The organism is Acinetobacter sp. ME22 (genome assembly GCF_022012315.1).
Lineage (GTDB): Bacteria > Pseudomonadota > Gammaproteobacteria > Pseudomonadales > Moraxellaceae > Acinetobacter > Acinetobacter brisouii_A.
This window is the reverse complement of the sequence record NZ_JAKLTL010000009.1, coordinates 109,750-126,639: the sequence shown is the minus strand read 5'-3', so window position 1 is coordinate 126,639 and position 16,890 is coordinate 109,750. Positions and strand designations below refer to the sequence as shown.

Below are 16,890 nucleotides of genomic sequence, written 5' to 3'. Positions count from 1 at the left end.
TATTTGCATACACTCATTTTTACAGCAATTTGCATTTTTTTGCTTAACTGACTGGCATTAGTCTGATCAGACTGCTTTTTTATATCCCGAATAACTTAATTTTGAATCACTTGAGCAATCGCATGTGCAACATGTTCAATGTTTTTACGGTTCAAACCTGACACACAAATCCGTCCGCTTTTAACTAAATATACCGCAAATTCTTCGCGTAAGCGCTCAACTTGCTCAGGACTCAAACCTGTGTAACTAAACATGCCTTGTTGCTCGGTTAAATAGCCAAAGTTCTGCTCTGGAACAGCTTGCTCAAGCAAATCACGTAGAGTGACACGCATTTCCAAAATACGCTGACGCATTTCTTCCACTTCATTCAGCCACAACTGTTTCAGTTCATCTTGGTTTAACACCACATTCACCAAAGATGCACCTGTCGTTGGCGGGCTTGAATAATTACGACGCACTGTTGCTTTTAACTGACCCAAAACACGTGTTGCTTCATCTGCGTTATGACACACCACAGACAAACCACCAACACGCTCACCATAGAGTGAGAAAATCTTAGAAAATGAATTACTTAAAACAAAACGCACCGATGTATTGGCTAAAGCACGAATCAGATAAGCATCCTGCTCGACGCCCTGTCCAAAACCTTGATAAGCAATATCCAAGAATGGAATCAGGTTACGCTGCTGAATAATTTCAATGATGATATCCCACTGATCCGCAGACAAGTCCACGCCTGTCGGGTTATGACAGCATGGATGCAACAACACAATGCTTTGCTCAGGCAACTGAGACAAGGTTTGACACATGCCAGCAAAATCAACTTGCCCTGTTGCCGCATTAAAATACGGATATTGATGAGTCTTAAATCCAGCACCTGCAAAAATTGCAATATGGTTGTCCCAAGTAGGATGACTCACCCACACTTCAGAATTTGGAAAATACGTTTTTAAAAAATCCGCACCAACTTTAAGCGCACCAGAACCACCCAAGGTCTGAATGGTCGCAATGCGCCCTGCACTCACCGCCGCATGTTGCTCACCAAACAACAAATGCTGAACTGCTGCACGATAGCTCAACAGACCTTCCATGGGTAAATACAATTTGGCTTGCTGCTCTGTTTTGGCATATTGCTGTTGCGCCTGAGAAATCGCTTCTAGCTGAGGAACTATACTGTCTTCGTTGTAATATAAACCAATACTTAAATTAACCTTGTGTTCCCGCGGATCAACTTTAAAGCTTTCCATTAACGATAAAATCGGGTCGCCCGCATAAACTGGAATATGATCAAACATAGTTTTTCTCGATGAATTACGCCACATAACGATCTGAACGATGATTCAACGTCAGAATCATGTTCAAAATCACTGCACCTAAAATAGAAATTGCCAGCAACTTGGTATTTACATACGCCAAAGATGCCAACAAGATACAAATATCCAAGCCCATTTGAATTTTTCCTGCAGGAATGCCATAACGCTTTTGAATGAACAATGCGAGCAGGTTAAATCCACCTAAACTTGAACGATGTCTAAATAAAATTAAGAAGCCCAAGCCCATAAAAATATTGGCTAAAATGGCCATATATAATGGAGACATGCCTTGCACGTGAATGAATAAAGGATGTATTTCAGTGAGTACAGACAGTAAACCCACTGCAATAAAAGTTTTAATCACCATTTGCAGACCAAGCTGCTTATATGCCAAGTAATAAAATGGCAAATTCAGGGTAAAGAAAATAAAACCAAATTTAATCCCTGTGACATAGTGAATCAGCAACGCCAAACCCGCTGTTCCACCTGTCAATGTGCCTGCACTTTGCATCAGCAACATGGCAAAGGAAATCATGAAGGTCGCGATCAACATCGCCAAACCATCTTCAACTGAAGAGTGAGGTTTTAATTGCACCTCAGGCTGATAATTAATCATAGATGTTGTATTACTCATGCTGATTATCCACGTTCATCATTTGATGATTTTCTTTAATGCGTTCAAGCACAATTGAGGTATTAAAGTTACCAATGCCAATATTTAACGATGCCAAACGGTTAATGAGTTGACTCATCTGGTTTAAGTCACTCACTGTCACTTTCAACATATAGTCATAACTGCCTGTGATTTTATACACTTCACGAATCATGGATTCCTGCTCAACAAAGGCGAGGAATTTTTCCAGAATTTCAGTGCTATACTGCAACAGCTTGATTTCTATAACCCCCATCACAGGGTAACGCTCAGCACTCGGGTGCAACTGGGCAAAATATCCCACCACCATACCTTGTTGCTCGAGCGCAATACGTCGTCTTGAACATTGTGATGTCGATAATCCAACAATCTCTGCCAGTTCCTGATTACTCAGACGACCATTGGCTTGCAACTGCTGTAAAATCTTTTGGTCATATTCATCAAGCTGATTGCTCACAATTCACTACCTCTATTTACTGTTCTAGCACCGAGATGCTGTTTTCTTTCTGCCGATATTTCAAAATATATGCCGCGCTGAGCACCACCAGCCAAACTGGCAACAAAATCACAGCCATGCGCATTTCTTCAGATACAGCCATGATCACCAGAATACCAATCACAAAAGCGATGGTTAAATAGTTCGTCCATGGTGCAAAAATACTTGGGAATAATGCTTGGCGCTTCTCTTGCTGCATAAATTTACGGAATTTTAAATGGGTGATTGAAATCATTAACCAGTTCAATACCAACGCTGCAACCACCAACATCATCAGAATTTCAAAGGCATTTCTCGGTGCAACATAGTTCACGACAACACAGAGTGCTGTAACGGCTGCTGACACCAATAATGCAGCAACAGGAATACCACGACTGTTGATTTTTTTCAGGAAACTTGGTGCATTACCCTGTTCCGCCAAGCCAAACAACATACGGCTATTGCTATACACACAACTGTTATAAACCGACACGGCTGCGACCAACACCACAATATTCAAGACATTGGCAACACCTGTGCTATTGAGCGACTGGAAAATCATCACAAACGGACTGCCACCTTGTGCCACCTGATCCCATGGAAACAAGCTCAACAAGACACCAATTGCACCGATATAAAAAATCAAAATACGGTACACAATCTGGTTGGTTGCTTTTGGAATGGTATGCTGTGGATTTTTGGTTTCTGCCGCTGCGATTCCAACCAGTTCCAGACCACCAAAAGCAAACATAATAAATGCCATAGCAGAGACTAAACCTGACCAACCATGCGGTAAGAAACCACCATGCTGCCATAAATTACTGACACCTGCCGATGGACCTGCATGACCTGAAAATAGTAAGTAAGCTCCAAAACCAATCATGCTAATGATTGCCACGACTTTAACGCAGGAAAAAACAAACTCGAGTTCACCAAATAGGCGAACATTCAGCAGGTTAATTGCATTGATCGCAATAAAGAACACCAATGCTGTCAGCCATGTCGGTACACTTGGCCACCAAAACTGCACAAAAATCCCGATTGCACTCAGCTCTGCCATACTCACCAGTACATACAAAACCCAGTAATTCCAGCCCGACATGAAGCCTGCCATCCGCCCCCAATACTTGTAGGCAAAATGACTAAATGACCCACTGACTGGCTCTTCAACCACCATTTCCCCGAGCTGACGCATAATTAAAAATGCGATAAAACCCGCGATGGCATACCCCAATAGCACACTCGGCCCAGCCAACTGAATCGTGTGTGATAACCCCAAGAATAAGCCTGTGCCAATCGCACCACCAAGCGCAATTAATTGCACATGCCGATTCGATAACCCCTGTTTAAGTTGCTGAGACTGATCCGACATAACAATAGCTCATATTTATAAATATGCAATAACTTTGCAATTGATATGCCAAAAACAGGATTTATGCCTATATTTATTATTTTAACCGTTATTTATTGCATAAATTACAATTCTTATCACGAAAGAAGCGCCAATTTAAATCATAAAGAATATTTTCCGACTCTTTTTAATGCAATCTTGCGTAAAGAATGTGCACAATAAAAAACGCACAGACTGGCTGTGCGTTGAATCGCTATTTTTTAACTCATTTAATGAATATTGAGTGCATCACGCATAATAAAAAACAAATCCGTCTGATCAATCAAACCTGACACATTGGCAGCACGTGGGCCATACGCCGCAATTCTCACTTGCGCCCCTGTATGTTCCTGACTATCACCTGTCGATGTCGCATAATTCACAGCCATTGCTGACTGATCTTTGGTCAATAAATTGGCAGTTTTTCCTGGGCTGTCCGCGTCCACTGGAATAATCTGGCTGGTGTGTGCATGATCACCTGTGACAATAATCAGCGTATCAGGATGATTTTTCGCAAATGCTAGTGCTTCCTGAATCGCTTCATCTAAAGCTACAGTTTCACCGATTTGACCACACGGGTTGGCTGCGTGGTTTTGCTTATCAATCGAACCACTTTCCACTTGCAGGAAAAAGCCTTTTGGATTTTTATCCAAGAGCTGAATCGCTTTTGCCATCATCATTCGCAAAGTTGGAATTTCATTTCCACGTTCAGGATTCACTTGACAACGCTGAGCCGCTTGCTTATTCCCATTCAGTACTGCTTTCGGCCCCATCCAGCTCACAGGTAAATTACCTTGTGCAAACAAACCTAAAACAGGTTGCTTTTGATTGGCAATCGTCAATTGGTTAAGCTGATCGGCATTAGACACCACTTGATAACCACGCGCCTGTGCCTGAGCCAATAAGGTCTGACCTTTATATTGCCCAGCCGTTGCCATCTCATTAAATGAAGTTGCACCACCCCCCAAGGTCACATCCGCACGAGCATCTATTAACTGTTCCGTGATTGATCCTAAGCCACCATTTTCCAAAGTATTGGTTGGGCAAAGTTTAGCAGTTGAAGATGGTGAATAGCATTTTCGATGCGTTACATGTGCAATCAGTGCCGCAGGGGTTGCATCCTGCAATTCAGTTGTGGTTACATTTCCTGTGGCATAGCCTGCCCGTTTTGCCAAAGCCAAAATCGAGTCATGTGCTTTTGCCTGTATATCCACACCAATTGCACCATTATAGGTTTTTACACCTGTTGCCCATGCCGATGCTGAAGCGGCGGAATCGGTTACATAATCAATGGTTTTATCTTTATTGATTGAATAGGTGGTATAGCTGCCTGTAAATGGCAACACATCGATTCCTTTAAAATAGCCACCTGCACCTTCAACATAATTTCGGGCGATGGTAATTTCCGAATCGCTTGTTCCATCCCCAATAAATAAAATCACATGTTTAACATAGCGTGAGTCAATTGACGCCTTAAGGGCTTCACTACGCTCTTTCGTTAAACGAGTTGCGCCCGAAAACTGATCCAGTTGACCTTTCGCTTGTGGTGCAATCAAATGATTTTGTGATGATGCTGTTTGTGGCATAGTACTGCATGCACTGACTGCAATTGCAACACAACTGCTGAGTAAAAGTGGTTTTAAATTCACCAAGAGGCTCCTGTTATCGATATTGTTTTGCCACTTGAGTTAAATTAATGGATTTATATTGCAATTTGATTTAACTTCATCACCTTAACCCACAGATAAATGATTATTTTTAAAACAATTAAACCCTAAAACTAGAAAACTTAAGCTCAAATACTTGACCAAGGCTATAAGAATCCATAAAATCCTTTTCCATATTCTCCAATAGCTCAGTCGGTAGAGCGACGGACTGTTAATCCGCAGGTCCCTGGTTCGAGCCCAGGTTGGAGAGCCAAATTCAAAAGCCCATAAGTTTTCTTATGGGCTTTTTTAATACTTGCCTATAGTTACCAATTGTAAGCACAATTTGTTTTGACTGAAATCAATCATCCTCTAAACTAGCGACCTAAGTACTGTGGCAGTCTGTTTCTTCTCGCCCCAATTAGGATACATCATATGTTAACACCGCAAGAAATCCGAGCTCGTGACCGTAAGCGTTGGACGATTTTCGCTATTGCACTACTTATTCCGATTGCTTTAGTGCTGTTGCTGTTTTTAGCTGCATCTCAAGATACGAAAACCAAAGCTAAATATGATGAAGAACGTGCTGAATACGCCCAAAAATACCAAGAAGAAGATACTCAATCTAGCCAGCCAATGAGTTCTCAACAACAGTTTGATAAACTGAAACAGGATTCAGAAGCCAAAACTTCAAGCAATCAGTAATCGAGTTTTAACATGAAGAAAAAGGCTTATCTATAGATAAGCCTTTTTTATTTGATAATGCAATGAATTGTTATTCAACAATTTTTAATGTCACATCAATATTGCCACGCGTTGCATTTGAATACGGACAAACAATATGCGCAGCATCAACTAGCTTTTGTGCTTCAGCATGATCCATCTCTGGCAAGTGAATATTTAAGGTCACTTCAATGCTGAAACCTGTTGGAATAGGACCAATACCCACTTCCCCCTCAATGAAAGCATCTTTAGGCATATCAAATTTGTCACGAGCTGCGACAAATTTCATTGCACCCAAAAAGCATGCCGAATATCCTGCTGCAAAAAGTTGCTCTGGATTGGTGACTGCACCACCTGCACCACCCATTTCTTTAGGTACACCTAACTGAACATCAAGCACACCATCATCTGAGGTTGCACGACCATCACGACCACCTGTAGCTTTGGCTTTAGCAGTATAAACGACTTTTTCTAATGACATGATTTCTTCCTTTAAATTAAGTATCACACAAATATATCGTACACGATATAAATATTCAGTCAATAACTCACAGCAACTAAACTGTAAATTATTTAATCAATGTAGCACGCAACTGTTCTAACTGATGTTTCAACTCGATTAAAGTTTGTAAATCACATTGACTGGTTTGCTGGATCAATTCAGGAATCATTTGAGCTTGCTGCTTTAAAGCCAAACCTTGCTTAGTCAAACCAATCAATACCTGCCTTTCATCCTGATCGGAACGCTGGCGAGTAATCAGCTCCGATTTTTCAAGTTTTTTCAGCATAGGCGTCAGTGTTGATGATTCGAGATAAAGGCGTTTACCAATCTCCGATACTGTCACCCGATCTTGCTCCCAGAGCACCAACATAACCAAATATTGAGGATACGTGATTCCCAAAGGTGCAAGTAACTGACGATATTTTTGATTAAATGCCAAATTGGCAGAATAAACCGCAAAACACAGCTGATTATCTAGTTTTAATAATCGATCATCACTCAAAAGCCTCTCCTCGTATCACACGACTGTCATCGGCATTATAGCTAAGATTGCCAATAAAAAAGCCCGCACAAGGCGAGCTTTTTAAATATGGTTACAGCAAATAAATTACAAGCTGTAATACATATCAAATTCAACAGGGTGAGTTGTTGTGTTTAGACGGCGAACATCTTCCATTTTAAGGTCGATATAAGCATCCAACATTTCTTTAGTGAACACGCCACCTTTCAACAAGAACTCATGATCCGCTTGAAGTGCTTCAAGCGCCATTTCTAGGCTATGAGCAACAGTTGGGATTTTAGCTTCTTCTTCAGGAGGAAGATCATACAAGTTTTTGTCAGCAGCTTCACCTGGGTGGATCTTGTTTTGGATACCATCAAGACCAGCCATCAACAATGCAGCAAAACCTAAGTACGGGTTCATCATTGGATCAGGGAAACGCGCTTCGATACGTTTGCCTTTAGGGCTAGAAACGTAAGGAATACGGATAGATGCTGAACGGTTACGTGCTGAGTAAGCCAACATGATTGGCGCTTCAAAGTGAGGAACCAAACGTTTGTATGAGTTAGTCGATGGGTTAGTAATCGCGTTTAATGCACGAGCATGCTTGATCACACCACCGATGAAGTAAAGTGCCATTTCTGACAAACCAGCATACTCATCACCAGCGAACAAGTTCTTGCCATCTTTAGAGATTGACATGTGAACGTGCATACCAGAACCATTATCACCTACCATTGGTTTAGGCATAAAGGTTGCAGTTTTGGCATATTGGTGTGCAACGTTCCAAACCGCATATTTGAACTGTTGTACTTCGTCAGCTTTACGAACCATTGTATTGAAGCTTACACCAATTTCTAACTGGCAAGATGCAACTTCGTGGTGATGTACTTCTACACGACCTGACCCCATGATGTCTTCGATTTTGTTACACATCTCAGCACGCATGTCTTGATGAGAATCAACAGGCGGAACTGGGAAGTAACCACCTTTAACGCGTGGACGGTGACCAGAGTTACCAGATTCGTAATCTTTACCGGTTGACCAAGCTGCTTCTTCAGCGATCAAAGTATGACGAGCGCCAGACATGTCGATGTCCCATTTCACTTCGTCAAATACAAAGAATTCTGGTTCTGGACCAAAGAATGCTGTATCACCAATACCTGTAGATTTTAAGTATTCTTCTGCACGACGAGCAATCGAACGTGGGTCACGTTCATAACCTTGACCAGTAGATGGTTCAATAACGTCACAAGTCACAACAACAGTCGGTTCAGCGAAGAACGGGTCGATAAAACCTGTTTCTGCATCTGGACGCAAAATCATGTCAGACGCTTCAATGCCCTTCCAACCTGCAATTGAAGAACCATCAAACATTTTACCGTCTTCAAAAGAGTCTTCATCAATTGAGTCAGCTGGGTAAGTTACGTGTTGCTCTTTACCTTTAGTATCTGTAAAGCGAAAATCGACCCATTTAGCGCCACTTTCTTTGATAAGTTCAAGAACCTTGTTCGCCATGCTCTTTATGCTCCAATCAAGTATTTTTATTGCACGTATGAGGTGCGTGTTAGAAGTTGGACGTAATTAAGCAACTCCCGTGCCAACTTTATAATGCTTAGCTAAGCTATTGATAAGTATATATTCTAAATAGTGGTTAGCCAATTCACCTTTCATCATTATACTGTTCATAAAATGAAATGCACCATATTCAAACATTTTAGGCAGTATTCTATTAAAAACGACACAAAATGAACCAAAAAAGTGCGTTTATCTATTTATGATTTAATGCAGTGCATTCACAAGCCGATTGCTGAAAATTAATTGCTATTTTTTTATACAGTACTACAGTTTTTTGAAGATTTTATGTCAAATGTTACACCCCAACTCGTCAAAGCCGCTCATCTTTTACAAACTGGTAGATCAAAAACTGATATTAAATGATCAATTTAAAGGTTCCACAACAACATCAAGTCACTCATGAAAGCAATTTGTATCGCCTTAGTGCATTGAGCATTTTCTCCTGAAATATAAAAATTGCGAGCAGCACTCGTAGTACTGTAAGACCACATACCTACACAGTCAGGATTTCTATCATCTTTGAGTTTGTACTTGATTGAGAATGCAACAATTCGGCATGAAATAGTTCAGCAAAAATCGGTTATTTTTTGCTATGATGATTTTCGCTATAGAAAACCGCCTTTATTTTTTTAGATAAATATGGGTTTTTCATGTTCTATATCAGTAATTTTGGACTAAGCACATTTTACGTGCATGCATCTCAATAGGTTAAATATCATGCTTCTAATGATAGACAATTACGACTCCTTTACTTACAACATCGTCCAGTACTTTGGCGAATTAAATCAAGAAGTAAAAGTAGTTCGCAATGATCAAGTCTCATTAGAGGATATTGAACGATGGCAACCGAAGTATCTGGTGATTGGCCCTGGCCCTTGTTCTCCTTCTGAAGCTGGCATTTCCATTCCTGCCATTCAGCACTTTGCAGGCAAAATTCCGTTGCTTGGCGTGTGCTTGGGGCATCAAAGTATTGGACAAGCCTTTGGCGGAAAAATTGTTCGTGCCAAACATGTCATGCATGGTCGTTTGTCAGAAATGCATCATAGCGACAAAGGAATCTTCAGCGACTTGCCATCACCATTTACAGCGACACGCTATCACTCACTTGTGATTGACCAAGCGATGTTACCTGAGTGCCTAGAAGTGACCTGTTGGACCAATGAACCTGATGGTTCTATGGAAGAAATTATGGGTGTGAAACATAAGACATTGCCTGTTGAAGGTGTGCAATTTCACCCAGAATCGATCCTAAGCCAACACGGACATCAAATTTTCCAAAATTTCCTCGATATTTATAAATAGCGGTTGCCATGAATATTCAACAAGCTCTAAGCCATATTACAAAAAACATTCACCTCACCCGAAGTCAGATGCAAGATGTGATGCGTAGCATCATGCAAGGTGAAGCCACTGATGCACAAATTGGTGCTTTACTCATGGGACTACGTCTCAAAGGTGAAAGCATCGATGAAATTACTGCTGCTGCCGAAGTCATGCGTGAGTTAGCCATCAAAATTGATGCCCGTGATATTCCTCATTTGGTTGATATCGTGGGTACAGGCGGCGATGGTCAGAACTTATTTAATGTCTCGACTGCCTCTAGCTTTGTGATCGCTGCCGCAGGTGCCAGCATTGCTAAGCACGGTAACCGTGGTGTTTCGAGTAAATCGGGTTCATCTGACCTGCTCGAACAGGCAGGAATTCGGTTGGATCTGAACATTGCCCAAACCGAACGGTGTATCCGTGAAATGGGCATTGGTTTCCTGTTTGCGCCAAATCATCATCAAGCCATGAAACATGCGATTGGCCCACGTAAAGAATTGGGTATTCGTACCATCTTTAATTTACTTGGTCCACTGACCAATCCTGCGGGCGTAAAACGTCTTGTGATTGGCGTGTTCTCCGATGAACTCTGCTATCCAATAGCAGAAGTCATGAAGCAGCTCGGTGCAGAGCATGTCATGGTGGTGCATTCTAAAGATGGTTTGGATGAAATCAGCCTCGCTGCACCCACAACGGTTGCCGAACTCAAAGGCGGTGAAATTCAGACTTGGACGATTTCCCCAGAAGATGTCGGCATTACCCCACAAAGTTTGCATGGCCTGATTATTGATAGCCCAGACGCCAGCCTGAAACTGATTAAAGATGCGCTTGGACGCAACAAATCAGAAATTGGACAAAAAGCAGCAGACATGATTGCACTCAATGCAGGTGCAGGGATTTATGTTGCAGGCTTGGCGAAAGACTACAAACAAGGTGTGGCATTTGCCCAAGATATTATTGATGGCGGTCAGGCACTTGAAAAAATGAGTGTTTTTGCCGAATTTACAAAAACCCTAAAACAGATTGAAAGCGCATAAGGAACGGTGATGGTAGATATCGCAAACACAATTTTAGGTAAAATTGTTGACCGTAAAGTTGAGGAGCTTGCCGCACGCCGTAAAACTTACAGCTTGCAAGACCTTGAACAACTGGCTGCGCAAGCCACACCTGTACGTGGTTTTGCACAAGCATTGCGTGCTAAACGCCCAGGCGTGATTGCTGAAATTAAAAAAGCATCACCTTCAAAAGGGGTGATTCGTGCCAACTTCAATCCTGCTGAAATTGCTCAACAATATGAGCGTGCGGGTGCAGCATGTTTATCCGTCCTGACTGATGTCGACTTTTTCCAAGGTGCAGATGAAAATATTCAGATTGCACGCACACATTGTACATTGCCTGCTCTACGTAAGGATTTCTTGATTGATCCTTACAATGTGGTTGAAGCACGTGCTTTGCATGCAGACTGTATTTTGCTGATTGTGGCGTGCTTGTCCGATCAACAACTTCAGGAAATGTCACAAACTGCATTCGAGCACAACCTTGATGTTTTGGTTGAAGTGCATGATGAAGCTGAACTTGAGCGCGCATTACAACTCGATGAACGCTGCTTACTCGGAGTCAATAACCGCAATCTGAAAACTTTTGAAGTCGATTTAAACACTTCATTACGTTTGAAAAAACTACTTGATCCACAGCGATTACTCGTAACAGAAAGCGGCATTGCAACAACAGAAGATGTCAAAATCATGCAAGATCATGACATTCACAGCTTCCTTGTTGGCGAAAGCTTTATGAAACAACCTGATCCTGCACAGGCATTCCAAGCCCTATTTGGAACACCTGAACAGTTATAAAAGCATCTTGATGCAAGCCGAATTTAGATACGTCTAGATTCGGTTTTTGTATTATTTTGATTGCTTAGCGGGATTAAAATAATTCAAAACCATCCCTTGCCGACTTAACAAAATTTATATTACAAATAAGCATTCAGCTTTTGATCTCTCACCCATAGCATTTCGTACTATACTGACTAAGTCAAATTTCACTTTTTTATGTTTATTATCATGAGTAATAAAGATTCTGCTCTGTCTAAAGAGCAACAATCACTGCTCAAGCAGTTTAAAAAACAAATCACTCATCCTCAGACGACTCAACTGTTACAACAACAGGCTGTAGAAAAAGCGAAAGCTGAAGAACCTGAGAATGACTGGGATTTATTTAAAAAAGCTACCCAAGGCGTGCAAAAGTTAGATCACGCCAATATTGCCAATCTCAATCAAACCAAACGTAAAAAACTCGATGCTCAGACGCTTGCAAAACGCGTTGCTGCGGAAGGTTCAGCCGAAACTGAAGGAGCTGAACTCTCTGATACTCAAGCTGCACTAAACCCCGTTGGCAGCCAGCAAACTCTAAGTTATCGCATTGCAACTTTACAGCATCGGGTATTTGAAGATTTAAAAGCAGGCAATTTACGCTGGTTCGAGGCGGTAGACCTGCATGGCTGTACTGTTGAACAAGCGCGTGCTGCTGTTCTACAAGTCATTCAAATGGCAAAAGATGAAAATCAAAATGTCATTAAAATTGTACATGGCAAAGGCCCTGAAGCCATTTTAAAAACTTATGTGAATGGCTGGTTACGCCAACATCGAGATGTACTGGCATTTGTCAGTGCGCCTGAAAACCAAGGCGGAACAGGTGCAGTTCTGGTGCTTCTGAAACGTACAGAGAAAAATCCAAAGTATAAACAGTAAGCTGTTTTAATAATTATTGTCGGTCTTTGGCAAGTTTTCTGTTAAAATGCCGACCTTGCTCAACCAGTGTAAGTGAACACCTGTTATGTCTATGCAGCAATCCTACGAAAAAATTCTCACTGCGGTCGGTGAAGACCTTCAACGTCCGGGTCTTAAAGACACGCCTGTTCGTGCGGCGCGCGCTTTTTCGTATTTGACTTCAGGTTATAACCAAACGCTTGAAGAAGTTACAAACAACGCGGTTTTCCCATCCGAAAACCGCGAAATGGTTTTGGTGAAAAACATCGAATTTTATTCGCTATGTGAACACCATTTATTACCATTTTATGGTCGTGTGCATATTGCCTATTTGCCTGAAGGACAAGTCTTGGGACTTTCTAAATTTGCCCGCATTACTGAAATGTTTGCGCGTCGTTTGCAAATTCAGGAAAATTTAACGCAGCAAATCGCGGAAGCCGTTGCAAGCGTAACGCATGCACGCGGTGTTGCCGTGGTGATTGACTCGGCACATATGTGTATGATGATGCGTGGCGTTGGCAAACAAAACTCAACAACGCGTACGGTCTCTTTTGTTGGTGAATTCAAAACTGATGAAGAAGTACGCCGCGAGTTTTTACGCGTTGTGCCTGAGAGCTATTAAGCTTGAACGACCAAAGGCAAGTTTTTACTTGCCTTTTTTATGTCTGCGATGTTGAACATATGCTTCGTGTAACTGCCAGTTGCCCTGTGCGTCACGTTGCCCCAAAATTTTCAGCACCAGCACCAAACTGAGCAGTAGCAATAAGTACCACGAGCCAATTTTTCCCCACCAAACAATGTGCCAACCATCCATCTGACTTGGATAAACCCAAATGTCATAAAAAGTACTAATATTTTCCGCAATCCAAATCAGAAAAGCTAAAAATAGTAAGACTGGCAGCATGGGCAAATGCCATGAGTGACTTAAAATCTGAAAATTCACCTTGGTCTTCCAGAAAATCAACACACTCCACACAAATAAAATACTGCGAATATCAATAATAAAAAACTTACTGATGAAGTTGATATAAGCACACAATGCCAGTGCCAACATATTGACCAAGTTTGGCAATTTTTCAAATGAGAGATGAAATAAACGAATTGAACGCGCAAAAAAACTGCCAATTGCCGAATACATAAAGCCTGCAAATAAAGGCACAGTCAAAATTTTGAGAATTGCAGGTTCAGGATACTGCCATGAACCAATATTCGGTGCAGTCAGTACCAGTTCCATAATCATCGCCATCACATGAAATAGCGCAATGACTTTCGCTTCCTGCCATGACTCCAGACGAAAATACAGCATCAAACCTTGGATCAGAATCGCACAGAAAAACAAATAATCGTAACGATACAAGCCCCAATAAGACTGATGCCCCATTTTAAAACTCAAGGCAAAAACGATCAGCAATAAAATACCAAAAAGTGCAGCGGACATGGCACGCTGCACTACAGTAAAAATAAATCGAACGGCAAGGTTCACGCAAATTTAGCCTAGATACTTGGCGCTATATTCATGAACAGTATCGACAAAAACTTTGGCATGATCTGGATCAACCCATTGAGTGATACCATGTCCAAGGTTTGCGATATATCCTGTTTTTTCACCATTTGCATAGGCATCATCAAGCATGGCATGAACGGCTTTTTGAATCGTGTCTGCTGAGCCATATAAAGTTGCAGGATCTAGATTACCTTGTAATGCAACTTTACCCTGCACCATTTCACGTGCAGTCTGTAATGATGTTGTCCAGTCTAGTCCTAACGCATCCGCACCTGTGTTCAGCATTGGTACTAACCATTGCCCACCACCCTTGGTAAATAGAATGACAGGAATACGCTGACCATCTTTTTCACGCTGTAAACCTGCAATAATTTTCTGCATATACTGCAAAGAAAATTCCTGATATTCACGATGTGCTAACGAGCCGCCCCAACTATCAAAAATCTGAATCGCCTGTGCACCCGCATCAATTTGCGCATTAAGATAATCAATCACAGAGTCAGCCAAATGATCAAGCAATGCATGGAGTAACTCAGGCTGTGCGTACATCATCTGTTTGGTAAAACGAAAGTCTTTGCTTGAACCACCTTCAACCATATAAGTTGCCAGTGTCCAAGGGCTGCCTGAAAAACCAATCAGTGGAACTTGCCCCGCCAATGCCGAACGAATGGTTGAAACGGCATTCATCACATAAGCCAAATCAGTTTTGGCATTCAATTTAGGTAACTGAGCAATATCTTGTTCTGTTCGTACTGTTTTATGAAATTTTGGCCCTTCGCCTGCTTCAAAATACAGACCTAAACCCAAAGCATCTGGCACAGTTAAAATATCTGAAAATAAAATTGCAGCGTCCAAATCATAACGACGCAAAGGTTGCAGTGTCACTTCACATGCAAAATCAGTATTTTTACATAAAGAAAGGAAATCACCCGCTTGGGCACGTGTTGCACGATATTCTGGTAAATATCGACCTGCTTGACGCATCATCCAAACAGGGGTGGTATCGACAGGTTCACGCAATAAAGCACGTAGGAAACGATCATTTTTTAAAGTCGTCATGTCCTTTCCATGAGTTAGAAAAAATTTACCTATCATAACAAAAAGCCCGTATTTTGAATAATCAAGCTGTTGGTTATTTTTATGGGTGCAATATGAATACGAAATAGTTAATGCATGGGTTTACAAATTCTGTAATACTGACCGCGTTTTTTCATCACAGATACATAATTCTTAAGGTTGAATTAGATGTTCGTTCGCTCATTGCTCGCTATGAGTTTAAGCTATCTCATGCTAAATACTGCTTTTGCAGCTTCTAATGCAGAGCAACCATTAACTCCTAAAAAAGTCGCTTCAGCGGCGACCATTCAAGATCCGATCAATCCACTTGCGCTAGATACTAAAGCCGCATCAGAAGTCATGGGTGATGAGCATTCGGCATCAAATGTTGTTAGTACAGCAGCATCCGATGTCAGCTCAACTACGGCTACATCTGAAGTACAAATCTCTCAGCAAGAACAAAAGAATCTTAACCAAGTCACTAAGACCGTTAAAACCATTGATCAGGGTTCTGAGAAAACGACAGCACCAACAAAAAATAATGCTGCACGTAATGCATGGACATTAGACAATTTAAATAATATTCAGTGGTATGCAGATATTGCTAAGGGTCAATTCCCTGTCTATGCACGTGCACAGGTTATGCTCAATAATAACCATGCTTCGCCAGGCGCAATTGATGGCAGCAGCGGTAAAAATACATTAAAAGCATTGGCTTCATTCCAACAAATGCAAGGTCTGCCAACAACAGGTGAGCTAGATCAAGCGACTTGGAATGCACTCGTCGCTACTCAAAATAAGCCTGCTTTTATTGAATACACGTTGACCGAAGCTGATCTAAAAGGGCCTTATGCAAAAAGCATTCCTTCTGATTATGCGCTACAAGCTAAAATGCCAGGTTTGTACTATACCCGCGTAACAGAAATGCTTGGTGAAAAATTCCATATGGATGAAGCATTCCTCAAACAGCTCAATCCTAAGGCAACGTTCAACAAAGTTGGGGAAAAAATTATTGTGACCAACATTCGCAATAATCTCCCTGAAGATATTCACTTGATCGTGGCACATAAGGGCGCAAAACAACTGTACCTGTTTAATGATCGCAATCAAATGATTGGCTCATTCCCTGCAACGATTGGCAGTACAGACACACCATCGCCAACAGGAACTTATAAGGTTGTGGGCGCAACCAAGAACCCTTACTACAGCTACTCGCCGAGTAACTTTGTTCAGGGTAAAAACTTAAAACCTTTAATGCTACCACCAGGCCCTAACGGTCCTGTAGGGAATGTATGGATTGGTTTAAGCAAGCGTTCATTTGGTATTCATGGTACGCCAAACCCATCTTTAATCTCTAAAACAGCATCTCATGGTTGTATTCGTCTAACCAACTGGGATGCCAATGATTTAGCAAGTAAAGTAAAAGCTGGTGTTACAGTTAAATTTCTTGAATAATTAAAC

At 41.5% G+C, this 16,890-nt stretch carries 17 protein-coding genes and 1 tRNA gene; 8 read left to right on the top strand and 10 right to left on the bottom strand.

Annotated features, from left to right (window positions below):
* Window positions 1-95 precede the first annotated feature (95 nt).
* From LVY74_RS13085 to phoA, 5 genes are all read right to left on the bottom strand, one after another.
* Window positions 96-1,295 (bottom strand): amino acid aminotransferase, encoded by a 1,200-nt coding sequence (locus tag LVY74_RS13085; RefSeq protein WP_237815419.1) that lies wholly within the window; start codon window positions 1,293-1,295, stop codon window positions 96-98.
* A gap of 16 nt (window positions 1,296-1,311) precedes the next feature.
* Window positions 1,312-1,947 (bottom strand): YitT family protein, encoded by a 636-nt coding sequence (locus LVY74_RS13080; RefSeq protein ID WP_237815418.1) that lies wholly within the window; start codon window positions 1,945-1,947, stop codon window positions 1,312-1,314.
* The gene (locus LVY74_RS13075; protein WP_151710726.1) at window positions 1,940-2,422 is read right to left on the bottom strand and encodes an Lrp/AsnC family transcriptional regulator; all 483 of its coding nucleotides are present in this window, start codon (window positions 2,420-2,422) and stop codon (window positions 1,940-1,942) included. Before LVY74_RS13075 ends, LVY74_RS13080 begins: the two co-directional genes overlap by 8 nt.
* A 16-nt stretch (window positions 2,423-2,438) precedes the next feature.
* Window positions 2,439-3,812, bottom strand: coding sequence for an amino acid permease (locus LVY74_RS13070; protein WP_237815417.1), 1,374 nt, complete (start codon window positions 3,810-3,812; stop codon window positions 2,439-2,441).
* A 248-nt stretch (window positions 3,813-4,060) separates the two neighbouring features.
* The gene (gene phoA / locus LVY74_RS13065; protein WP_237815416.1) at window positions 4,061-5,479 is read right to left on the bottom strand and encodes an alkaline phosphatase; all 1,419 of its coding nucleotides are present in this window, start codon (window positions 5,477-5,479) and stop codon (window positions 4,061-4,063) included.
* A 195-nt stretch (window positions 5,480-5,674) separates the two neighbouring features.
* Between phoA and LVY74_RS13060 the strand changes: the two genes are divergently transcribed.
* Together LVY74_RS13060 and LVY74_RS13055 are read left to right on the top strand one after the other, a co-directional pair.
* Window positions 5,675-5,750 (top strand) — tRNA-Asn (locus LVY74_RS13060).
* Between the two features lie 161 nt (window positions 5,751-5,911).
* On the top strand, window positions 5,912-6,181 hold the full coding sequence (locus tag LVY74_RS13055; RefSeq protein WP_237815415.1) for a hypothetical protein: 270 nt from the start codon (window positions 5,912-5,914) through the stop codon (window positions 6,179-6,181).
* Window positions 6,182-6,251: 70 nt separating this feature from the next.
* Here the strand turns inward: LVY74_RS13055 and LVY74_RS13050 are convergent, their stop codons facing one another.
* The 3 genes from LVY74_RS13050 to glnA all read right to left on the bottom strand — a co-directional run bounded on the left by LVY74_RS13050 (window position 6,252) and on the right by glnA (window position 8,718).
* Window positions 6,252-6,680 carry an organic hydroperoxide resistance protein gene (locus LVY74_RS13050; RefSeq protein ID WP_237815414.1) on the bottom strand — a complete coding sequence of 143 codons (429 nt, stop codon included), beginning with the start codon at window positions 6,678-6,680 and terminating at the stop codon, window positions 6,252-6,254.
* An 88-nt stretch (window positions 6,681-6,768) separates the two neighbouring features.
* A complete protein-coding gene (locus tag LVY74_RS13045; RefSeq protein ID WP_151710730.1) occupies window positions 6,769-7,203 on the bottom strand; it encodes a MarR family winged helix-turn-helix transcriptional regulator in 435 nt (144 codons plus the stop codon).
* A gap of 105 nt (window positions 7,204-7,308) precedes the next feature.
* The gene (gene glnA, locus LVY74_RS13040; RefSeq protein ID WP_237815413.1) at window positions 7,309-8,718 is read right to left on the bottom strand and encodes a type I glutamate--ammonia ligase; all 1,410 of its coding nucleotides are present in this window, start codon (window positions 8,716-8,718) and stop codon (window positions 7,309-7,311) included.
* A gap of 777 nt (window positions 8,719-9,495) precedes the next feature.
* Between glnA and LVY74_RS13035 the strand changes: the two genes are divergently transcribed.
* The 5 genes from LVY74_RS13035 (at window position 9,496) to folE (ending at window position 13,491) form a co-directional block, all read left to right on the top strand.
* Window positions 9,496-10,080, top strand: coding sequence for an anthranilate synthase component II (locus LVY74_RS13035; RefSeq protein WP_237815412.1), 585 nt, complete (start codon window positions 9,496-9,498; stop codon window positions 10,078-10,080).
* Window positions 10,081-10,088: 8 nt separating this feature from the next.
* The gene (trpD, locus tag LVY74_RS13030; protein ID WP_237815411.1) at window positions 10,089-11,138 is read left to right on the top strand and encodes an anthranilate phosphoribosyltransferase; all 1,050 of its coding nucleotides are present in this window, start codon (window positions 10,089-10,091) and stop codon (window positions 11,136-11,138) included.
* A gap of 9 nt (window positions 11,139-11,147) precedes the next feature.
* Complete coding sequence (trpC, locus tag LVY74_RS13025) at window positions 11,148-11,954, top strand: indole-3-glycerol phosphate synthase TrpC (protein WP_237815410.1); 807 nt, start codon at window positions 11,148-11,150, stop codon at window positions 11,952-11,954.
* Window positions 11,955-12,164: 210 nt separating this feature from the next.
* Entirely contained in the window at window positions 12,165-12,851 is a 687-nt protein-coding gene (locus tag LVY74_RS13020; RefSeq protein ID WP_151710508.1) for a Smr/MutS family protein, read from the top strand.
* A 91-nt stretch (window positions 12,852-12,942) separates the two neighbouring features.
* Complete coding sequence (gene folE, locus LVY74_RS13015) at window positions 12,943-13,491, top strand: GTP cyclohydrolase I FolE (protein ID WP_171494421.1); 549 nt, start codon at window positions 12,943-12,945, stop codon at window positions 13,489-13,491.
* Between the two features lie 24 nt (window positions 13,492-13,515).
* Here the strand turns inward: folE and LVY74_RS13010 are convergent, their stop codons facing one another.
* Window positions 13,516-14,307: a DUF817 family protein gene (locus tag LVY74_RS13010; protein ID WP_237815409.1), complete on the bottom strand. Its 792-nt coding sequence runs from the start codon at window positions 14,305-14,307 to the stop codon at window positions 13,516-13,518.
* Between the two features lie 51 nt (window positions 14,308-14,358).
* On the bottom strand, window positions 14,359-15,432 hold the full coding sequence (hemE, locus tag LVY74_RS13005; protein WP_237815408.1) for a uroporphyrinogen decarboxylase: 1,074 nt from the start codon (window positions 15,430-15,432) through the stop codon (window positions 14,359-14,361).
* Between the two features lie 186 nt (window positions 15,433-15,618).
* Here hemE and LVY74_RS13000 point away from each other — a divergent pair, with 186 nt between their 5' ends.
* The gene (locus LVY74_RS13000) at window positions 15,619-16,884 is read left to right on the top strand and encodes a L,D-transpeptidase family protein (RefSeq protein WP_237815407.1); all 1,266 of its coding nucleotides are present in this window, start codon (window positions 15,619-15,621) and stop codon (window positions 16,882-16,884) included.
* Window positions 16,885-16,890 lie beyond the last annotated feature (6 nt).

Bases quoted from the DNA above. Each gene is read 5' to 3' on its own strand.
- LVY74_RS13020 (WP_151710508.1), top strand. From the start codon at position 12,165: ATGAGTAATAAAGATTCTGCTCTGTCTAAAGAGCAACAATCACTGCTC.
- glnA (WP_237815413.1), bottom strand. From the start codon at position 8,718: ATGGCGAACAAGGTTCTTGAACTTATCAAAGAAAGTGGCGCTAAATGG.
- LVY74_RS13035 (WP_237815412.1), top strand. From the start codon at position 9,496: ATGCTTCTAATGATAGACAATTACGACTCCTTTACTTACAACATCGTC.
- folE (WP_171494421.1), top strand. From the start codon at position 12,943: ATGCAGCAATCCTACGAAAAAATTCTCACTGCGGTCGGTGAAGACCTT.
- LVY74_RS13010 (WP_237815409.1), bottom strand. From the start codon at position 14,307: ATGTCCGCTGCACTTTTTGGTATTTTATTGCTGATCGTTTTTGCCTTG.
- trpD (WP_237815411.1), top strand. From the start codon at position 10,089: ATGAATATTCAACAAGCTCTAAGCCATATTACAAAAAACATTCACCTC.
- LVY74_RS13050 (WP_237815414.1), bottom strand. From the start codon at position 6,680: ATGTCATTAGAAAAAGTCGTTTATACTGCTAAAGCCAAAGCTACAGGT.
- LVY74_RS13070 (WP_237815417.1), bottom strand. From the start codon at position 3,812: ATGTCGGATCAGTCTCAGCAACTTAAACAGGGGTTATCGAATCGGCAT.
- LVY74_RS13080 (WP_237815418.1), bottom strand. From the start codon at position 1,947: ATGAGTAATACAACATCTATGATTAATTATCAGCCTGAGGTGCAATTA.
- trpC (WP_237815410.1), top strand. From the start codon at position 11,148: ATGGTAGATATCGCAAACACAATTTTAGGTAAAATTGTTGACCGTAAA.
- LVY74_RS13000 (WP_237815407.1), top strand. From the start codon at position 15,619: ATGTTCGTTCGCTCATTGCTCGCTATGAGTTTAAGCTATCTCATGCTA.
- hemE (WP_237815408.1), bottom strand. From the start codon at position 15,432: ATGACGACTTTAAAAAATGATCGTTTCCTACGTGCTTTATTGCGTGAA.
- LVY74_RS13085 (WP_237815419.1), bottom strand. From the start codon at position 1,295: ATGTTTGATCATATTCCAGTTTATGCGGGCGACCCGATTTTATCGTTA.
- LVY74_RS13055 (WP_237815415.1), top strand. From the start codon at position 5,912: ATGTTAACACCGCAAGAAATCCGAGCTCGTGACCGTAAGCGTTGGACG.